The sequence below is a fragment of the Pedobacter sp. UYP30 genome (assembly GCF_040547165.1).
GTDB lineage: Bacteria > Bacteroidota > Bacteroidia > Sphingobacteriales > Sphingobacteriaceae > Pedobacter.
Genome location: NZ_JBEPPD010000027.1, coordinates 1 through 14,127, shown reverse-complemented (window position 1 = coordinate 14,127; position 14,127 = coordinate 1). Strand labels below are relative to the sequence as shown.

The 14,127-nt window shown below is 41.0% G+C and carries 20 protein-coding genes; 5 read left to right on the top strand and 15 right to left on the bottom strand.

The genetic code is table 11. The features are described from left to right. The first annotated feature begins 259 nt into the window (after nucleotides 1–259). The 5 genes from ABIB40_RS18925 (at nucleotide 260) to ABIB40_RS18905 (ending at nucleotide 2,316) form a co-directional block, all read left to right on the top strand. Nucleotides 260–835, top strand: a complete 576-nt coding sequence (locus ABIB40_RS18925; protein ID WP_354361180.1) for a Crp/Fnr family transcriptional regulator — start codon at nucleotides 260–262, stop codon at nucleotides 833–835. 64 nt (nucleotides 836–899) lie between these two features. Continuing rightward, nucleotides 900–1,316 (top strand): DUF4267 domain-containing protein, encoded by a 417-nt coding sequence (locus ABIB40_RS18920; RefSeq protein WP_354361178.1) that lies wholly within the window; start codon nucleotides 900–902, stop codon nucleotides 1,314–1,316. Between the two features lies 1 nt (nucleotide 1,317). After that, a complete protein-coding gene (locus ABIB40_RS18915; protein WP_354361176.1) occupies nucleotides 1,318–1,794 on the top strand; it encodes a hypothetical protein in 477 nt (158 codons plus the stop codon). Between the two features lie 106 nt (nucleotides 1,795–1,900). Beyond that, a complete protein-coding gene (locus ABIB40_RS18910) occupies nucleotides 1,901–2,212 on the top strand; it encodes a LytR/AlgR family response regulator transcription factor (protein ID WP_354361239.1) in 312 nt (103 codons plus the stop codon). Continuing rightward, the gene (locus ABIB40_RS18905; protein ID WP_354361174.1) at nucleotides 2,191–2,316 is read left to right on the top strand and encodes a LytTR family transcriptional regulator DNA-binding domain-containing protein; all 126 of its coding nucleotides are present in this window, start codon (nucleotides 2,191–2,193) and stop codon (nucleotides 2,314–2,316) included. Before ABIB40_RS18910 ends, ABIB40_RS18905 begins: the two co-directional genes overlap by 22 nt. A 542-nt stretch (nucleotides 2,317–2,858) precedes the next feature. On the opposite strand, the gene ABIB40_RS18900 is transcribed toward ABIB40_RS18905, so the two are convergent. From ABIB40_RS18900 to ABIB40_RS18830, 15 genes are all read right to left on the bottom strand, one after another. After that, nucleotides 2,859–3,035, bottom strand: a complete 177-nt coding sequence (locus ABIB40_RS18900) for a BF3379 family histone-like protein (RefSeq protein ID WP_354361172.1) — start codon at nucleotides 3,033–3,035, stop codon at nucleotides 2,859–2,861. Between the two features lie 115 nt (nucleotides 3,036–3,150). Further along, nucleotides 3,151–4,131 carry a hypothetical protein gene (locus tag ABIB40_RS18895; protein ID WP_354361170.1) on the bottom strand — a complete coding sequence of 327 codons (981 nt, stop codon included), beginning with the start codon at nucleotides 4,129–4,131 and terminating at the stop codon, nucleotides 3,151–3,153. Nucleotides 4,132–4,146: 15 nt separating this feature from the next. After that, the gene (gene traM / locus ABIB40_RS18890) at nucleotides 4,147–5,202 is read right to left on the bottom strand and encodes a conjugative transposon protein TraM (protein WP_354361168.1); all 1,056 of its coding nucleotides are present in this window, start codon (nucleotides 5,200–5,202) and stop codon (nucleotides 4,147–4,149) included. 29 nt (nucleotides 5,203–5,231) lie between these two features. Continuing rightward, entirely contained in the window at nucleotides 5,232–5,447 is a 216-nt protein-coding gene (locus ABIB40_RS18885; protein WP_354361166.1) for a hypothetical protein, read from the bottom strand. 22 nt (nucleotides 5,448–5,469) lie between these two features. Then, nucleotides 5,470–6,072, bottom strand: a complete 603-nt coding sequence (traK, locus tag ABIB40_RS18880; RefSeq protein ID WP_354361164.1) for a conjugative transposon protein TraK — start codon at nucleotides 6,070–6,072, stop codon at nucleotides 5,470–5,472. Between the two features lie 20 nt (nucleotides 6,073–6,092). Beyond that, nucleotides 6,093–7,304 carry a conjugative transposon protein TraJ gene (gene traJ, locus ABIB40_RS18875; RefSeq protein WP_502931072.1) on the bottom strand — a complete coding sequence of 404 codons (1,212 nt, stop codon included), beginning with the start codon at nucleotides 7,302–7,304 and terminating at the stop codon, nucleotides 6,093–6,095. Nucleotides 7,305–7,370: 66 nt separating this feature from the next. After that, entirely contained in the window at nucleotides 7,371–7,952 is a 582-nt protein-coding gene (locus ABIB40_RS18870; protein WP_502931073.1) for a TerB family tellurite resistance protein, read from the bottom strand. Nucleotides 7,953–8,010: 58 nt separating this feature from the next. After that, complete coding sequence (locus ABIB40_RS18865; RefSeq protein WP_354361160.1) at nucleotides 8,011–8,661, bottom strand: hypothetical protein; 651 nt, start codon at nucleotides 8,659–8,661, stop codon at nucleotides 8,011–8,013. Then, nucleotides 8,648–9,328, bottom strand: coding sequence for a conjugal transfer protein TraI (locus ABIB40_RS18860; RefSeq protein WP_354361158.1), 681 nt, complete (start codon nucleotides 9,326–9,328; stop codon nucleotides 8,648–8,650). The genes ABIB40_RS18865 and ABIB40_RS18860 overlap by 14 nt, the downstream gene beginning before the upstream one ends. A 66-nt stretch (nucleotides 9,329–9,394) precedes the next feature. Beyond that, on the bottom strand, nucleotides 9,395–9,763 hold the full coding sequence (locus tag ABIB40_RS18855) for a hypothetical protein (RefSeq protein WP_354361156.1): 369 nt from the start codon (nucleotides 9,761–9,763) through the stop codon (nucleotides 9,395–9,397). A 74-nt stretch (nucleotides 9,764–9,837) separates the two neighbouring features. Continuing rightward, complete coding sequence (locus ABIB40_RS18850; RefSeq protein ID WP_354361154.1) at nucleotides 9,838–12,303, bottom strand: TraG family conjugative transposon ATPase; 2,466 nt, start codon at nucleotides 12,301–12,303, stop codon at nucleotides 9,838–9,840. Nucleotides 12,304–12,361: 58 nt separating this feature from the next. Continuing rightward, a complete protein-coding gene (locus ABIB40_RS18845; RefSeq protein WP_354361152.1) occupies nucleotides 12,362–12,682 on the bottom strand; it encodes a DUF4133 domain-containing protein in 321 nt (106 codons plus the stop codon). Nucleotides 12,683–12,724: 42 nt separating this feature from the next. Next, nucleotides 12,725–13,069 (bottom strand): DUF4134 domain-containing protein, encoded by a 345-nt coding sequence (locus ABIB40_RS18840; protein WP_354361150.1) that lies wholly within the window; start codon nucleotides 13,067–13,069, stop codon nucleotides 12,725–12,727. A gap of 103 nt (nucleotides 13,070–13,172) precedes the next feature. Continuing rightward, a complete protein-coding gene (locus tag ABIB40_RS18835) occupies nucleotides 13,173–13,694 on the bottom strand; it encodes a hypothetical protein (RefSeq protein ID WP_354361148.1) in 522 nt (173 codons plus the stop codon). 151 nt (nucleotides 13,695–13,845) lie between these two features. Further along, nucleotides 13,846–14,031 carry a JAB domain-containing protein gene (locus ABIB40_RS18830; protein ID WP_354361237.1) on the bottom strand — a complete coding sequence of 62 codons (186 nt, stop codon included), beginning with the start codon at nucleotides 14,029–14,031 and terminating at the stop codon, nucleotides 13,846–13,848. Nucleotides 14,032–14,127 lie beyond the last annotated feature (96 nt).

Genomic DNA, 14,127 nt, shown 5'->3' with positions numbered 1-14,127 from the left:
TCTTACTTTTGACGCTTACTTCTTCATTCTTTTTTATCTAGCAACTTGAGTTAATTAATAGTTACTCCTTCCCAATATTCTTTAAAATGGAATCCTCATAGCCAAACAAGAACACTTAAAAAAATAAACCGTACATAGTGGCTTGAGTTTCTACTCTCAATGTCGGCAAGGTTCCGAAGACGAAGTACGAATTATTAAATGAATACAAGCGTGTTGGCTACGATATACAATTCAGCAAAATACTTACTTATATTTGCGAATGGACCTTCTGTTTAAATCAATTCGACGTTACATTCCACTTTCTGAAACGGATGAAGCAATCATCAAATCTTTGTTTCGAAAACAAAAACTGGAGAAAGGCCAACATCTTTTGGAAGCTGGCAAAGTCTGTAAAAATATCATTTTTATCGGGCTGGGGTTGGTTCGATATTATACGATAATTGATGGCGAGGAAAAAACAACCTATTTTAACAGGGAAGGCGAATTTGTTTGCGACTATGCCAGTTTTCTGCCGCAAACACCCTCACAAATCAATATTCAGGCCTTAGAAACCTGTCTGCTGTACACCATCACCCATGCTAATATTCAACTGTTTTATGAACGAGTAAAGCATGGTCAAAAATTCGGCCGACTGGCGCTTGAAGAAGTCTATATCAACCTGATCAACCAGGTGCGGTCGCTTTATAATGATCCGCCCGGAATTCGCTACCAACTGTTTTTATCAAAATTTCCTGACATATGGCAACGCGTACCACAATACTATATTGCCTCCTACGTCGGGATAAAGCCACAGTCATTAAGCCGGATTAGAAAACGGATAAAAATAAAGTATTAATTAACCTGGGTGAACGACTGCTTGTTTTTTGTTAATGAACTTTGTGTTGTAAATAACTTATAACATGAAAACAAAAAATGAAATGGCTGATTGGGGCCTTCGCTCGGCATCCTATTTGATGACCTTGTTCATCGCTGTGGGAATTATTTTCATAGGCGTTCGGTTTATACTGGTTCCGCGAGCTGGTGCGGTAGGATTTGGAATTCCGCTGTCCAGCATTGCGGATCTTGCCTTTGGCAGGATAAAAGGGATCCGTGACATATTTTCAGGTTTAGCGCTTTTACTCTTGCTCTTTTTTAAAATGAGGAAGGCAACAGCTTACGTCTTTACGGCGGCTATCATTGTCCCGGCTACAGATTGCTTGCTGGTTTACTTGAATCACGGGCCAGCCCTTTCACAACTTGTCCACGGAATAACCGCATTTTATATGGTGATTACCAGTTTTCTATTATTCTGGGATACACAAAAAACCACAGCCTGATATGAATATATTAACGCTGAGACAACTCCTGCTAATCGCACATCTTTCCGGCTTTGTATTGATGGCCGGAACGACGGTTACCGAATTTGTAGCTTTTCGTATTTTGATCTCCCAATTTAAATTTAACGGAAAGGTATCGGGTGGAATAACAAGGCTCATGTCAGGCCTAACTACAGTTTTAACGGCAGGAGGAATACTATTGATCCTTTCCGGAATAGGCTTGACATGGATAACGGGCGGCATTTTTCTGCATCAGGTATGGCTTCAGTTAAAGTTTTTACTGATCGTGGTGCTTGCACTCAATGGGGTCTTTTTTGGAGGAAGGCAGCTAAGGCAGATCGAAAACAAGTTGTCCAAAAACAGTATCGATGCTGATGAGGAGATTACCGGCCGGGTGATTAAACTGTATATTTTTTATTCCATGCAGATAGCTATATTCTTTACTATCTTTACATTGGCGATTCTTAAACTAAATTAAAATTATACATCTATATCAGTTTGTAAAGTATTTATCTCATTTTACTAGCCGGAATCTTAAAGCGTTTTCATTTGAAAACACAGATAGGATGCACAGGAAGTTATAAATGGAATTGATTTCCTTAAATCGCTTACCCCCCCCTTCGGTGGTCTTCACAACTGCGTTTTCTGAATATGCCGTAAAGAGTTATGAGCTGGAAGCAATTGATTATCTAATGAAAACAATTACTTATGAGAGATTTAGCCAAGCTCTGGCCAAATATTCGAAAATACAATTGCCTGAGCCGGAAATTATATCTTGCTTTTTTAAGGTTAACGGCAAATTGATAAAATTGGGATATAATGACGCCATAGTAGCACAATTTGTAAAAAGATTACATCATTATCGTAACGAAGCATGGAAGCTATATTACATATGACTGTGAAATATCTCGATAGTTTATTGCCACCAACGCTATTTAAACGCATACACCGATTATTTATAATTGGTATTTCGCACATTACTTCGCTTGGGAAAAAATGAAATACACTGGTAGATATCACGGACTCAAATTGCCTTAAATCATAAAGCAGGTGTTGGTAAGTTATGGAGCAAACTTAATTGAGCGGTTATTGATCTACTCAAAAGTAATAGAAATTTCCGTTAATTTTTTGGGTGTTTCTCAAAAACGTGAGTTTTCCAAATCCTCTACTTTCTCATAAAACGGTGGTATTTTGAGACAAACAATTTATTTTTTAAACAAATTAAAGTGAATGTTGCATTGGCGAGTTGAATCTGCGCTGCTTTATCGAACCTATAAATATTTGTAATATACAAAATGATTCACCTTTGTCTTGCTATAGCCCAGTTTATCTGCTTATTGGCTGATAATAATTATATGAAATCATGTATAGATAGCCCTGCCTAATTGGCGCTCATGAAATCAAAGTTATCAAATCCATTTATTGCAAACAATCGTAATTTCTAGAGATTCTAGAAAATAAAAATGAACGGGCAAAATACAATTAAGCAAAAAAATGCCTGACCGTTTCCAGTCAGGCATTTACCCAAGACAGATTACCTGTTTATTTATCGTTCTTTTTGGCAGTAACTTCCGCACGAATTTCCTGCGCTAGCACTTTTGTTTTTTGCATCGCATTTCTCAGCCTCGTTCCTGCGGCTTTATTGCTTTTGTCGTAAAACGCTGTTGCTTCTGCCTCTGCTGTTGCAATCAGTTCTTTTAATTCTTTGAATTTTTCCATGCTATTCTATATTTAAGTTTAAAGTTAGGGAAATTACTTAATGCAATTTCCATTTATAATTGTTTTCCTTTTCGAAATTAATTGATTTTCTTGATGCAGCAGATAAATTACTAAATTATCTCCTCATCCCCTGACTCTCGCTCACTTCTTTTTCTTTGCCTTTTGAGTTTTCCGACTTGCGGGAAAGCACCGTCTCTTTCAAAAACTGTTCCCTTTTTTCTGGCCTGCCGTTCACTTGGTACATATTAAGCTGACTGTAACGTGGTACCGCCTCAACCAACAGCTTCACTTCCTTACCGTCTTTAACGGTTGTGACCGATGGCCTATTGCCATTTTTGATGGAGGCTTCCAATAAAACTCTTTTTGCTGGATCCTCTAACTCCTTGATATTGAACTTGTCCAACACCTTGCTAAGATCAAAGCCATAAGCAGGATCGTGGTATTGGTTAAAATTCAAGTTATTATGACGGTCACGAGGTTGGTCCAGATCGAGTTTCATCCAGGCTTTATAGGGCACACCGCCCAAAGTCAAAAGGTCATCTCTATAAACTGAACGGCCTTGAACAAGGTTGACAGCCTGTTCTGCCGAAAACCCTTTCCCTTTCTCTACCCAGAAAGTCTGTGATAGAGGTTGAGCATAAAGTGTAGCACGGAAATCTTTAGCAACGAAATTTATCTTGCCGTTCTCCGTATTGGCAACGGTAGTTTTATGCGCGGCATCTTTTCCAACGGCAAGCTCGCTGTTACCCTCTTGTTTTTTGAATAAATCGATGGCCTCCCCTAAATTTTCAATTTTCTTAACCATGTTCTTTCCGTCCGAAGCGGGCGAAATAAGCATGTATTTATTTCCGTCATCCAATGCCTTGCCTTGGTTGTGCACCACTTCAAACTTATTGAAATAATAAAAGTCGGACTGGCCTGACTGCTTAAAATGTAGCGTGACATCAAGTTGTCCCTTTGTAGCGGCCATGGTATCATGCAGCTTAAATTCGGGAACATCTTTTTTCATCTGTTCCTCCATCTGGGCAATAAGGTTATCTGCAAAACCCAGTGTCTTCATCTCCTCTTTGAGGTTCTCTAAATTGTTTAAATTCATGATTTTTGAAATTTGTTATCTGTTAGATTGATTAGGTTTATTATTGCGAAGCAAAATGTATAAGCCCGCTTCGAGTTTAACTTTTATTCTTTTGACCCTTTTGCTGAGCAGCGCTTTTGCTGCCTCTATTCCGGCATCTGCCGCTTGGATGCCAAAGGATTGATCTAATCCTCCCAGCCGAATATTTCGAACAGCATTGTCCGCTCCCCCATTTACCGCATCGCTTAGCATCGCCTCGGGTGCCTCAATGCCTACCATCCCATCCAAACTATAGACCGAAAGGTCAACTGGTATAATGGATGTGCCAAGACGAATATTTTTGATGTCCAGTAACAATCGCTGGTTCGTTATCCGGCAGATACCGAAAAGCTCATGGTCTTTTGGAATAAGGATACCATTAACCCTGATGCTATCCTGAATAACAATTTTAACGGTTGCACCCTGCACCACCTTTTGAGAATTTGCAATCACTGCCGGTGTAGCTCTGAACAGGCTGTCAGGTTTCTTCGGCTGCTTCTCCAGAATATCTTCCCGCACCTTTTCAGGATGTTGTATCTCAAGAATACTTTGCATTAGCCCATTAAGCTGTGCGATTTCGGGATCTTCGTTTTTATCCTCGTTCATTACTTTCATCAAAGATTCTAAGCGGTCAACATCGGCTTTCATCGACGAATTTTCGGGCTTGTTTCTTTCTACAGCGTAAGGACTTGAAGCGGTCTCGGCCGGCTTGTTAATTTCCTTAGTGAGTGCTTCCAATTTCTGGTTGATCTCTGCTGTATGTGGATCATCCTGCCTATTAAAGCCCAAACGATCAGCTACGGTTTTAACGGCATTATCTGTTCTTGAGCTGTCACGATCGCTTTGCTGATAAAACCCCATCTTATCCGTTGGACTGGCCTGTTTGAAACTGGCGTCGGGCAATTTGGTATTGATACCGTGTTGAACGGTAGGACCGTCTTTGACATCTCCCTTTCCGCCGCCCATGGCATAAAATGCGAGGGCCAAAAAAGGAAAAATAAGAATCGGCAAAATTAACAGGACTTTCCTGTTGTTCTTTTTCGTTACTTCCATAATCTTGTTTTTTTAAAGGTTAAAAATTGTTAGTTAAGCGCATTGATAAGCAACCAGATCAGGTAGCTCGCTGAAACGACACAGAAAGCAGCTAAAGCTACTATTGAACTTTTACGTGAGACCATCTTCGTCCGCTGATTCAAATAGTCCGCAATGCGATGTTGGCTGCCTATAATTTTTTTGGCGATTTTCCCGGCTGCTCCATCAGGGCTCAGATCTGTTCTCGTAGTTTTAAATAATTTCATAAGTGTTATGCTATTTAAAGGGTTACTGATCTCTGTTTTCTAAGGTTTCCCATTGTTGGATGAGAAAGCCATGGGGATTATTGTCCGACCTAGCAACATTACGCACAGTTCCCTGGGTGATGAGCTTTCGCGTTATGGTTGATGAGGAACGGATAAGTTTTTGTGTTGCGTAGCACTTAAATGCAAAAGGATATTTATTGATGTCCAATTGGATGCTATCGACACTTATTGCCTGGGATATATTCGCCGAGATCAGGTTGTTGTAATAGCCTTGTTCTTTAAGGTTATCGTAGGCCTTTTTCGCACTTTCATCCGCTAGGTTTAACGCATTGGAAATATTGGCCTGTATGACCTTGTCATCAGGATCAAGCGAAAAGAAATAATGATGGAACATCTTAATATGGTCGCGAAGCTCCACCCCTATATTGTCCTTGCGTTCGGCACTGAATGCTTCTATAGCCTTTCCATTGGCGAGAATGTATATCTTTTCCTGTACCGTCTTTACCATATCGAAGCTTTTCCATATCGCAAAACCCGAGATCAGAATGCAGGCCAGTATCAAAAAGATGCTGAACCTTTTTATGTGTTTAAAGGCAGTATCTATATTTTTAAGTTGTGTAAACATATTGCTGTTAATTAATTGATTTATTTACCGGACAGTTGATCGTGCTGGTGAGTGGGCGCGTTGGCTTTGCCATCGGGAAAGTAGTCGCCATTACTGGCTACCGACGAGCCTTGATACAGATTTCTCGCGCCATCACCAAGTGCATCCGCTGCCATACTACCGCCCGCCATACCTGCTTTCATGCCGATATTAGATGTGTTACCAACTAAGGTGTTCACTTTTTGTAAGATGGTGTTCCCTCCTCCGGCATGTAGCACGTAGTTTGCGATGTTGGGCACGCTGAAATAGCCCACAATGCCAATGACCAAAAAGATCAGGTAGGCCGTGTCCGTGCTACTGAAAAATGTATCTCCCTGCTGATCTATTTGAGAAATGTCCAACTTTAGCATGTTTTCTTGGATCTTACCAAGAATACTCCCGAAAATATTGGCAATCGGCAACCATAAAAAGATGTTCACGTACCTTGCCAGCCATACGGTCAAGGTATTTTGAAACCCATCAAATACCGCAAAGCCGAAAACAAGCGGGCCGAGTATGGCAAGTACAATAAGAAAGAAGGTACGGATGGTGTTGATGCAAAGGGATGCGGCAGCGTACAGCACCTCCAATATCTCGCTCATCCACTGTTTGATGCTGTTCCTGAAATTATAGGATTGTTTGTCCATCCAGAATTTGATGTCATTTCCAATCCCTTCAAACATGCCCTCATCCGTTCTTTCTGGATCTTTTGGATGTGCATATTTATACCACTTATCGCTGTCGCCTCTCCCATCATCCCCTATATACATCTGATAGGCATCGCTATTTTTAACTGCCCTTTCCTTTTGTTCCAACAATACAGCGATCGCTTTATTGCTGTCTTTTACCATTTCACCGGTTGCGAGCACGGTCGGTTTTAATACACCGTTCATTAACGCAATAACCATGGGAAACATCATAATGGCCATACCTAAGGCGAATGGCCGAAGTAATGGGTAGAAATCAATGGGTTCGGCGGCCGCAATCTGCCGCCAGACCCGACTGGCGATGTACCACAACGCCCCGAAGCCCGCAATACCTCGCGCCACATTGATGAGGCGACTGCAAAGGGGAAGCATTTCGCTGTAGACCCTGTCAAGAACGGGCTGCATTCCCGATAGCGACTGCGCCATATCTTGGGCGGAAAGCAGTTGTGGCATGAGTATGCACACTGCCATTAAACATGTGGCAAATACTATCTTATATTTTATCATAGCAGTAGTTGATTTAAAAGTGATAAGGGATCAAGAGAGGTGCGATCAAGTAAGTCTCCCATCCTTTTATTTAAGGTTATAATAGTTTTTTGTTGCTCGGACGTCTGCCTTTGCTCTTTTGCGTTGCAGGTTCAGTATAGTTGCCTCTTTATTAAATTTTCGAAGAAACACCAGTTTGTCCTGCGTATCTGCAAAAATCCGATCGATGGCCTGTAGCCGCTCGTCATCACTCATCCTTAATTTGGATGCCGTAATTATGGTCGTAAGTTCGTCCAGGTTATTTAGGCTCTGATCGAACAACTGTTTGTACACTTGGGCTAAATAGGTTATCTCTTTAGGATTAAAATTATCGGAGGCTTTAAATCTGGTAAACGCAGATTTATATTCCGCAAGCAAATCTTTCTGATAACTGATAATATCTGCGACCCGCCTGTACTTTTTTATCTCTGGATTAACGAGCATCATCCCATCAAGAAATACCTCGTGCAGGGAAAAATTACCTTTCGAAATATTTTTTACGGCATTATAACCATTGCTGATCACCGTATAGCCTTTTTTCATATCAGACAGAATGTTTTTTAATTGCGATAGCTTTTCCACGTTAAGAAGCAATTGTTGGACTTCCGTTGATTGTGCTTTGACAGTCATTGAAAAACTGAACTGCGCCAGTAGCACCACTACGAGAATGAATTTGAAGCTCAAATTTTTAATCAGCGATTCCATACTGTTTTTTTAATTGGTCAATAGATCTTTGTGAATTTTCTTTTTGTCGGATAAGCAGGCCAACTTGGCTGCAAAAACTTTGGGTAAACTCCGCCTTATTGCGCATAGAATTATATACCTTTTCAAGTCTCTCCAAACGTTCTACCTCTTTCATTGCTACCTTTCCGGAAGTGATGACCAGTAGAAGGTCTTCAAGATCCTCCGCACAATCTTCCATGACCTTATCCTTTACTTTTCGGATATAGGATTGGTTGGTGGCTGAAAGCCATTCGTTAGATTTCAATGAATTCAGTGCCTTGCTTATTTCAAGCTGAAAGTTGATAATTTCTACCACTTTACTGCTATTGCGAATTACTGGACTAACCGTTTTAAGTCCATTAATGAACGTACTATGGAGACCAAATTCTCCATTTTTGATGTCCTTTATGGTATTGACGCCTTGGCTTGCGATGCTGTACCCTTTTTTCACGTAGCCCGCATAAATCTGTAATGCTGCGATCTGCTCTATCAGGTATTTCTTTTGCGTTTTCTTTTGGCTAAACCATTCTGAAAAGGTCTGTCCAAAAGTGGTGTCAACAAATAGAAAGATTCCGAGAACGGTACAAAAGAGAATTTTGAGTTTATTCGATTCCATAAATTTCTTTGAGTTTAGCAGCCTCATCCAGTGATTGAGCCCGTTGAATACTCAACTTGCTGTTCTGCGTGTTGAACTGTTTGAGGTCGCTGCAATTGATGTCCATTTTATCTGCTGCCGCATTGATGATCTCCAACCTTTTTGCATCGCTCATCTGCGTTTTGAAACTGTTTACCACCAAGAGGATCTGGTCAACGTTTTTCACACTTTCATCAAGGATACCGGAATAGACCTTTTCCATATAATCCAGTTCCTCAACGGAAAAGTGCTTATCTCCCTTGAAGAGTTTCCACGCCCATTGGTATTCATCTACAATAGCTGTCTGCTTTTGGATCAGTTCTTTAACTCGTTTATAATAAGCTATGGCTGATTTAATCTTCCACAGCTCCTCATAATACTTGCTGTATAGTTCCTTCTGCTTCTCTGTCCAATCCGCAATCTCGGTCAACTTTAATTTTGATAGCTGATTTTCCAAAACTTTTTGTGCATTCTGTAGCCAAATGGTCTCATTTTGTAGGCGTTGAACCTTCAAGTCAACGGCCTTGATTACTTTCTTTACTCCCGCCTTGATGACTTCCATCACGGCTATCTGTGCATTTGCCCCGCTGGGCAAAGAAACAAATAGGGTCATGGCACTTACCGGCAGGATGACCATATACTTTTTCATAAAGCCCCCTCTAAATCTCCCCCTGAAGGGGAGACTTATTAATTTTAATAATGAGTTCATAATTGATTAATTGATTTTTTTGTATTCCCGCTTGCCGACTTTCAGCGTGCCTGTTCCAGTATAGAAAGTGATCAACTTACCTCTTGCCATTTCCCTGATTGAATTGGTGCTTTCGTCATAAAGGCCCGACCATTCTTCGGTTTCATATTCCCTTTTTCCGGGCTTTCGATTTTTAATAATCCGAAATCCTGTTTTGCGGTGGATAAAGAAAGTCCTGTTTTCAGATGGTTCTATGACCAAGGTATCATGGGCAATACTATATGTGCTGCCGTCGCTGTTCACGTAGGTTCCAGGAATGAATTCCCTTATTTTATCTTTGTTACAGGCGGTAATCAACGTTACCCCTATTGCAAAGAGCATGGTTAAGTTTTTCATGGCTTTTTATTTATTTGAATTAAATTCTTTGGATTTTATTAAAGAGTTAGTGGTTTGTCTAATATTTGCATTTATCAATGCTGCTTAGTTCTGATCTCATTCGCCAGAACCGCAATCCCTTTTTTAATGCTGCCGTACCGTTTGGCATATTGTTGCACCTTTAGTTTTTCGCTTTCTTCGGTCGTATAGGCCAGGTATTCTTCTAGCGAAACTTCTGTTCGGTACACTTTACTGTACTGTCCGCCCAGTGAAATGAAAACCTCCTTATATTTTCGTTTGGGGTCGTTTGCCTTGTTCATCGATAGGATCTGCGCCTTTTCCTTTTCTGTCAATCCGAGGAGTTCTTGGATGCTGTCGAATTTGTTCTGGTATTTACTTTGGTCAAGCAGGATCTTACAGTCAGAATTATTGATGATGGCTTGCTTGACCACCGTAGAACTGATGATGTCTTCCACTTCCTGGGTGACCACAATCGCTTCCCCAAAGAATTTTCTTACGGTTTTAAACAGGTATTTGATGTACTCTGCCATGCCCTCTTTGGCAATTGCCTTCCAAGCTTCTTCCAATAGGATCACTTTGCGAATCCCTTTCAATTTGCGCATCTTGGATATAAATACTTCCATGATGATCAGTGTAATGGCCGGAAAAAGAATCGGATGGTCTTTTACCTGATCCAGTTCAAAAACGATAAATCGCTCGTTTAAAAGATCCAGGTTCTCCGTCGCATTCAACAGGTAATCAAATTCGCCACCGCGGTAATACGGATTCAGGACATATAGAAAATTGCTCACATCAAAGTCCTTCTCTTTCACTTTTCCATCTTCGAGAACCTGCATGTATTCCGATAAGAGGAACTCGTAAAAAGTATTGAAGCAGGGAAAAATATAAGGTCGTTTTTCGATATGTTCAAAATAGAGGGTCAGCGCATTGGACAGCGCCACATATTCAGATCTTCTAAAAGTTTCATCCTCTTTTTTCCATAGCGCTAGCAACAAGGTCTTTATACTTTCTTTTTTTTCGGTGTCAAGCACATCACCGCTGGTCAGATAGAAAGGATTGAACTTGATGGGGTTATGCTCGGTATAGGTGAAATAATAGCCACCAACAAGATCGCAAAGTCCTTTATAACTGTGTCCCACATCTACGAGCACCACGTGCGCACCTTGTTCATAATAAGAGCGTATCATGTGATTGGTAAAGAAAGATTTACCGCTACCGCTCGGTCCCAAGATAAATTTATTGCGGTTGGTCGTAAATCCCTGTTTGATGGGTTCATCGGAGATATCCACGTGTACTGGCTTTCCGCTTAATAGGTCGCCCAATCGGAGACCAAACGAACTAATGCTAGAACGGTAGTTGCTCTCGAGGTTAAAAAAACAGGTAGCCTGCTCCAAAAAGGTATCAAACGTATCGTTCATAGGGAAATCCGCCTCGTTTCCCGGCAGGCCTGACCACCAGATTTGCGCCTGTCCATCAGTCTCCTGTTTTGCTATTGCATCCATTTGTGCCATCGCAGAACTGACGAGATTTTTTAGATCACCAACCTTTTCGCTATCTTCTGACCAGGTCAATACATTAAAATGCGCTTTGATTGGTAAACGCTGGTTTACAATCGCTTCATTAAGAAAGTCGTTGACTGCATCGCGACCAACGGCATTCGCCCTGGAATAACTGGATAGCGATTGCAAGCGCAGTTTTTTTGCTTCCAATCTTTTGATCGTCTTCTGTGCATCTTCTATGAAAATGTATTGGTTCAGGATGTGGTTACAATTTAAAAGTGTTCCCAATGGCGAAGCAAAGCCGATGCTGAATTTCGTCCGGTCGGTGCTGTACTTATCGTAATTGATGCGACTTCCGCAAAGGGGCGGCAATTCTTCGGTATCTGATAACGTATAAAGCTCGACATGCTTTTCGCCAATGCGGATTTCATCTTTGATGTGGATGTCTTGGATAAGGGGTTGCCGCCCTACATCCGTGAGGAAGCAATATCGCTCGATAATTCCTGCATGATTCGCCGTACCGGCCAATTCATCGTCATTTAGTCTTTGAAGATCCACAAATCCACTGTCTTTTAAGATACGCGCAAATTGGCCGGCGCTATCGAGAAACTCCCGAAGCAGCACTGGGTTAGTGGTCTGGACCGGAACAATAGATTTACGGAGGATATTGCTGTAAACGGATGAGGATAACTTTCTATCCTTCGGTTTCTTGGTCAAAAAGATATAGCAATGATGATCTAAAAAGGGTCGCTCGTTAAAGAATTTTTCGCTGGCTCTGGATAAGAAGCTTGTATCTGACTTTTCAAAATCTGCTTTGTAGGCACTTTCTGTAAACCAATCTTGCTTGTGAAAAATACTGTAGGTGGGAAGGATCTTGATGGCTTTCACCCATGATTGATGGTAAGCTTCATAATCCCTGTCGGACAGCGTAAAGATTTCGGGCAATGTGGCTTTGTAGGCGATGGTAATATCCCCCTGCATAGAAAGCACACAGTTGTTTTCCACTTTATAAATAGGCAATATATGCTGAGCTTCTACCATAGTATTTTAATTTTTGTGGGTATTGGTCTTTTGTTTTTTGTCACTCATTCCGTTGCTATTACGGCGTTTTTAAGCTTGTAAATAATCTTCTTGATCGAAATCTCAAGGATTTTGGCAGGCTGCGTTTGGCCAAGAATTTCGATAGTCCATGTTCTCCGAACCTATGGCTCAACCGGAAAACGGTAAAAAATAAGGTCGCTCCCAGCCCGAAAATCAAGGGAAGAACTAAAAACAGACTTAGTCCAATGATGTAAAGAATGGCAAAACCGATAAGCAGCAGCACCAATCCTATCGCGAGATAGGCGATGTACTGGGCTTTTAAGCCCTTAAATTCAATGGGTTTGGAAACCCCTTTATTGATGTGATAAATACTTGACATGAGCCCCTCCTTAATCCTCCCCCGATGGGAAGACTTTATTTGTTAAATACCAAAGAATGATTTGAGCACGGTTGCCACCACCACCAAAAAAATGCAGGAGCCGAACCATGCAGCGGCAACCTTGTTAGTGTCGGGTTCACCTGCGTTCCATTTATTGAATACTTTGATTGCTCCGATAATACCAACCACTGCACCAATGGCGTACATGAGGTCTGTTCCTGTGTCGAAATACCCTTTGACCTTATTGGTGGCCTCTTGTATTCCCGCATTTCCGTCTTGTGCGAACAGCGTAATACTACAGAGCATATTGAAGGCAACAAGAATTACAGAACTCACAAGAGTTTTTACTAGGGGTTGGTTTTTAGGGATTTTTGTTGAATTTTTCATAAGTAATTGAGTTTTTTTATGGGTACGAAAGTGTTGTTTGGAATTGTACATGTTGTAAGCTTTGTAGGGGATTAAATGATCGAATGCCTTTAAATCGAATGCGCTAAATCCATAAATCTTCAAGCTCTTCAGCCGAAAGATGGAATGGCGCGTGATCCGTAATAAATTCGTTGATGTACCCGATGTTGGGATTTGAGCCTATCTTTGGATATTTGTCGCTAAGCAAACGCATTAGATTCAAGAAATTATTTTTATTCCCATCTTCTTTTGTAAGCGTATCGAAAACCATTTTAATTTCTTCCAGCACATCAGGAACCAGCCCGACCTGATGTTCTTTTGCACCTTCACCCCGGCTGAATCCAAAACCGCTCATGCTAACGGTGCTCATTCCTTCCGGCAGTTTGGATTCACCGAGCAAAGCGCTTACGTTTTCATCTGCTGTAAATCCTTCCTCTTTCTCCCATGTATGGGGTAGCGGCTCTATCTTTGGCTTTCCATTTTTTCTCCCGATTAGTAATGCAAAAAATTCTTTTTGATAGAAGATCAAGACCACACCCGCATACCAGATAATGGAGAGTAAAAGTGCGGCAATCAGAAATTGCGACCATGTGAATTGTTGTAACATATCTTTCGCTTTTTGTCCTGCGCTCCATTGCGTCAGGTTTAAAGGCAAAGGTTCGAATGCAACGAGTTTTTAGAACGCAAGCAACACGGAACGTTCGTGAAATTTCTGATTTCAATCGATTTATTTACATAAATTAAAAAGGGGATTCCCCCTAAATCAGTCCCTCATCTACAAAAGAGTAATATCCTTCTGCGGTAATGATGATGTGCTCAAGTACCACGATGTCTAAATAAGTACCAGCAGTTTTCAATTTTTTGGTTAGAGAGATATCTGCCTGACTTGGCTTTAAATTGCACGAGGGATGGTTGTGAGAATTATGTAAAGCTTTACATAACAGCCATTATGCAAAGCAATTAGTTATGTAAAGTGATAAACAATAATGCGGCTTTAGTTGGGCGTTACTGCATAATTTTTGGTTATATCACTTTACATA

Coding starts and splice junctions, on each gene's coding strand:
- ABIB40_RS18910 (WP_354361239.1), top strand. CDS start 1,901: ATGGAATTGATTTCCTTAAATCGCTTACCCCCCCCTTCGGTGGTCTTC.
- ABIB40_RS18865 (WP_354361160.1), bottom strand. CDS start 8,661: ATGGAATCGAATAAACTCAAAATTCTCTTTTGTACCGTTCTCGGAATC.
- ABIB40_RS18925 (WP_354361180.1), top strand. CDS start 260: ATGGACCTTCTGTTTAAATCAATTCGACGTTACATTCCACTTTCTGAA.
- traM (WP_354361168.1), bottom strand. CDS start 5,202: ATGGAAGTAACGAAAAAGAACAACAGGAAAGTCCTGTTAATTTTGCCG.
- ABIB40_RS18855 (WP_354361156.1), bottom strand. CDS start 9,763: ATGAAAAACTTAACCATGCTCTTTGCAATAGGGGTAACGTTGATTACC.
- ABIB40_RS18860 (WP_354361158.1), bottom strand. CDS start 9,328: ATGAAAAAGTATATGGTCATCCTGCCGGTAAGTGCCATGACCCTATTT.
- ABIB40_RS18905 (WP_354361174.1), top strand. CDS start 2,191: ATGGAAGCTATATTACATATGACTGTGAAATATCTCGATAGTTTATTG.
- traJ (WP_502931072.1), bottom strand. CDS start 7,304: ATGATAAAATATAAGATAGTATTTGCCACATGTTTAATGGCAGTGTGC.
- ABIB40_RS18835 (WP_354361148.1), bottom strand. CDS start 13,694: ATGTTACAACAATTCACATGGTCGCAATTTCTGATTGCCGCACTTTTA.
- ABIB40_RS18885 (WP_354361166.1), bottom strand. CDS start 5,447: ATGAAATTATTTAAAACTACGAGAACAGATCTGAGCCCTGATGGAGCA.
- ABIB40_RS18850 (WP_354361154.1), bottom strand. CDS start 12,303: ATGGTAGAAGCTCAGCATATATTGCCTATTTATAAAGTGGAAAACAAC.
- ABIB40_RS18920 (WP_354361178.1), top strand. CDS start 900: ATGAAAACAAAAAATGAAATGGCTGATTGGGGCCTTCGCTCGGCATCC.
- ABIB40_RS18915 (WP_354361176.1), top strand. CDS start 1,318: ATGAATATATTAACGCTGAGACAACTCCTGCTAATCGCACATCTTTCC.
- ABIB40_RS18840 (WP_354361150.1), bottom strand. CDS start 13,069: ATGAAAAATTCAACAAAAATCCCTAAAAACCAACCCCTAGTAAAAACT.
- ABIB40_RS18845 (WP_354361152.1), bottom strand. CDS start 12,682: ATGTCAAGTATTTATCACATCAATAAAGGGGTTTCCAAACCCATTGAA.
- traK (WP_354361164.1), bottom strand. CDS start 6,072: ATGTTTACACAACTTAAAAATATAGATACTGCCTTTAAACACATAAAA.
- ABIB40_RS18870 (WP_502931073.1), bottom strand. CDS start 7,952: ATGACTGTCAAAGCACAATCAACGGAAGTCCAACAATTGCTTCTTAAC.
- ABIB40_RS18900 (WP_354361172.1), bottom strand. CDS start 3,035: ATGGAAAAATTCAAAGAATTAAAAGAACTGATTGCAACAGCAGAGGCA.
- ABIB40_RS18895 (WP_354361170.1), bottom strand. CDS start 4,131: ATGAATTTAAACAATTTAGAGAACCTCAAAGAGGAGATGAAGACACTG.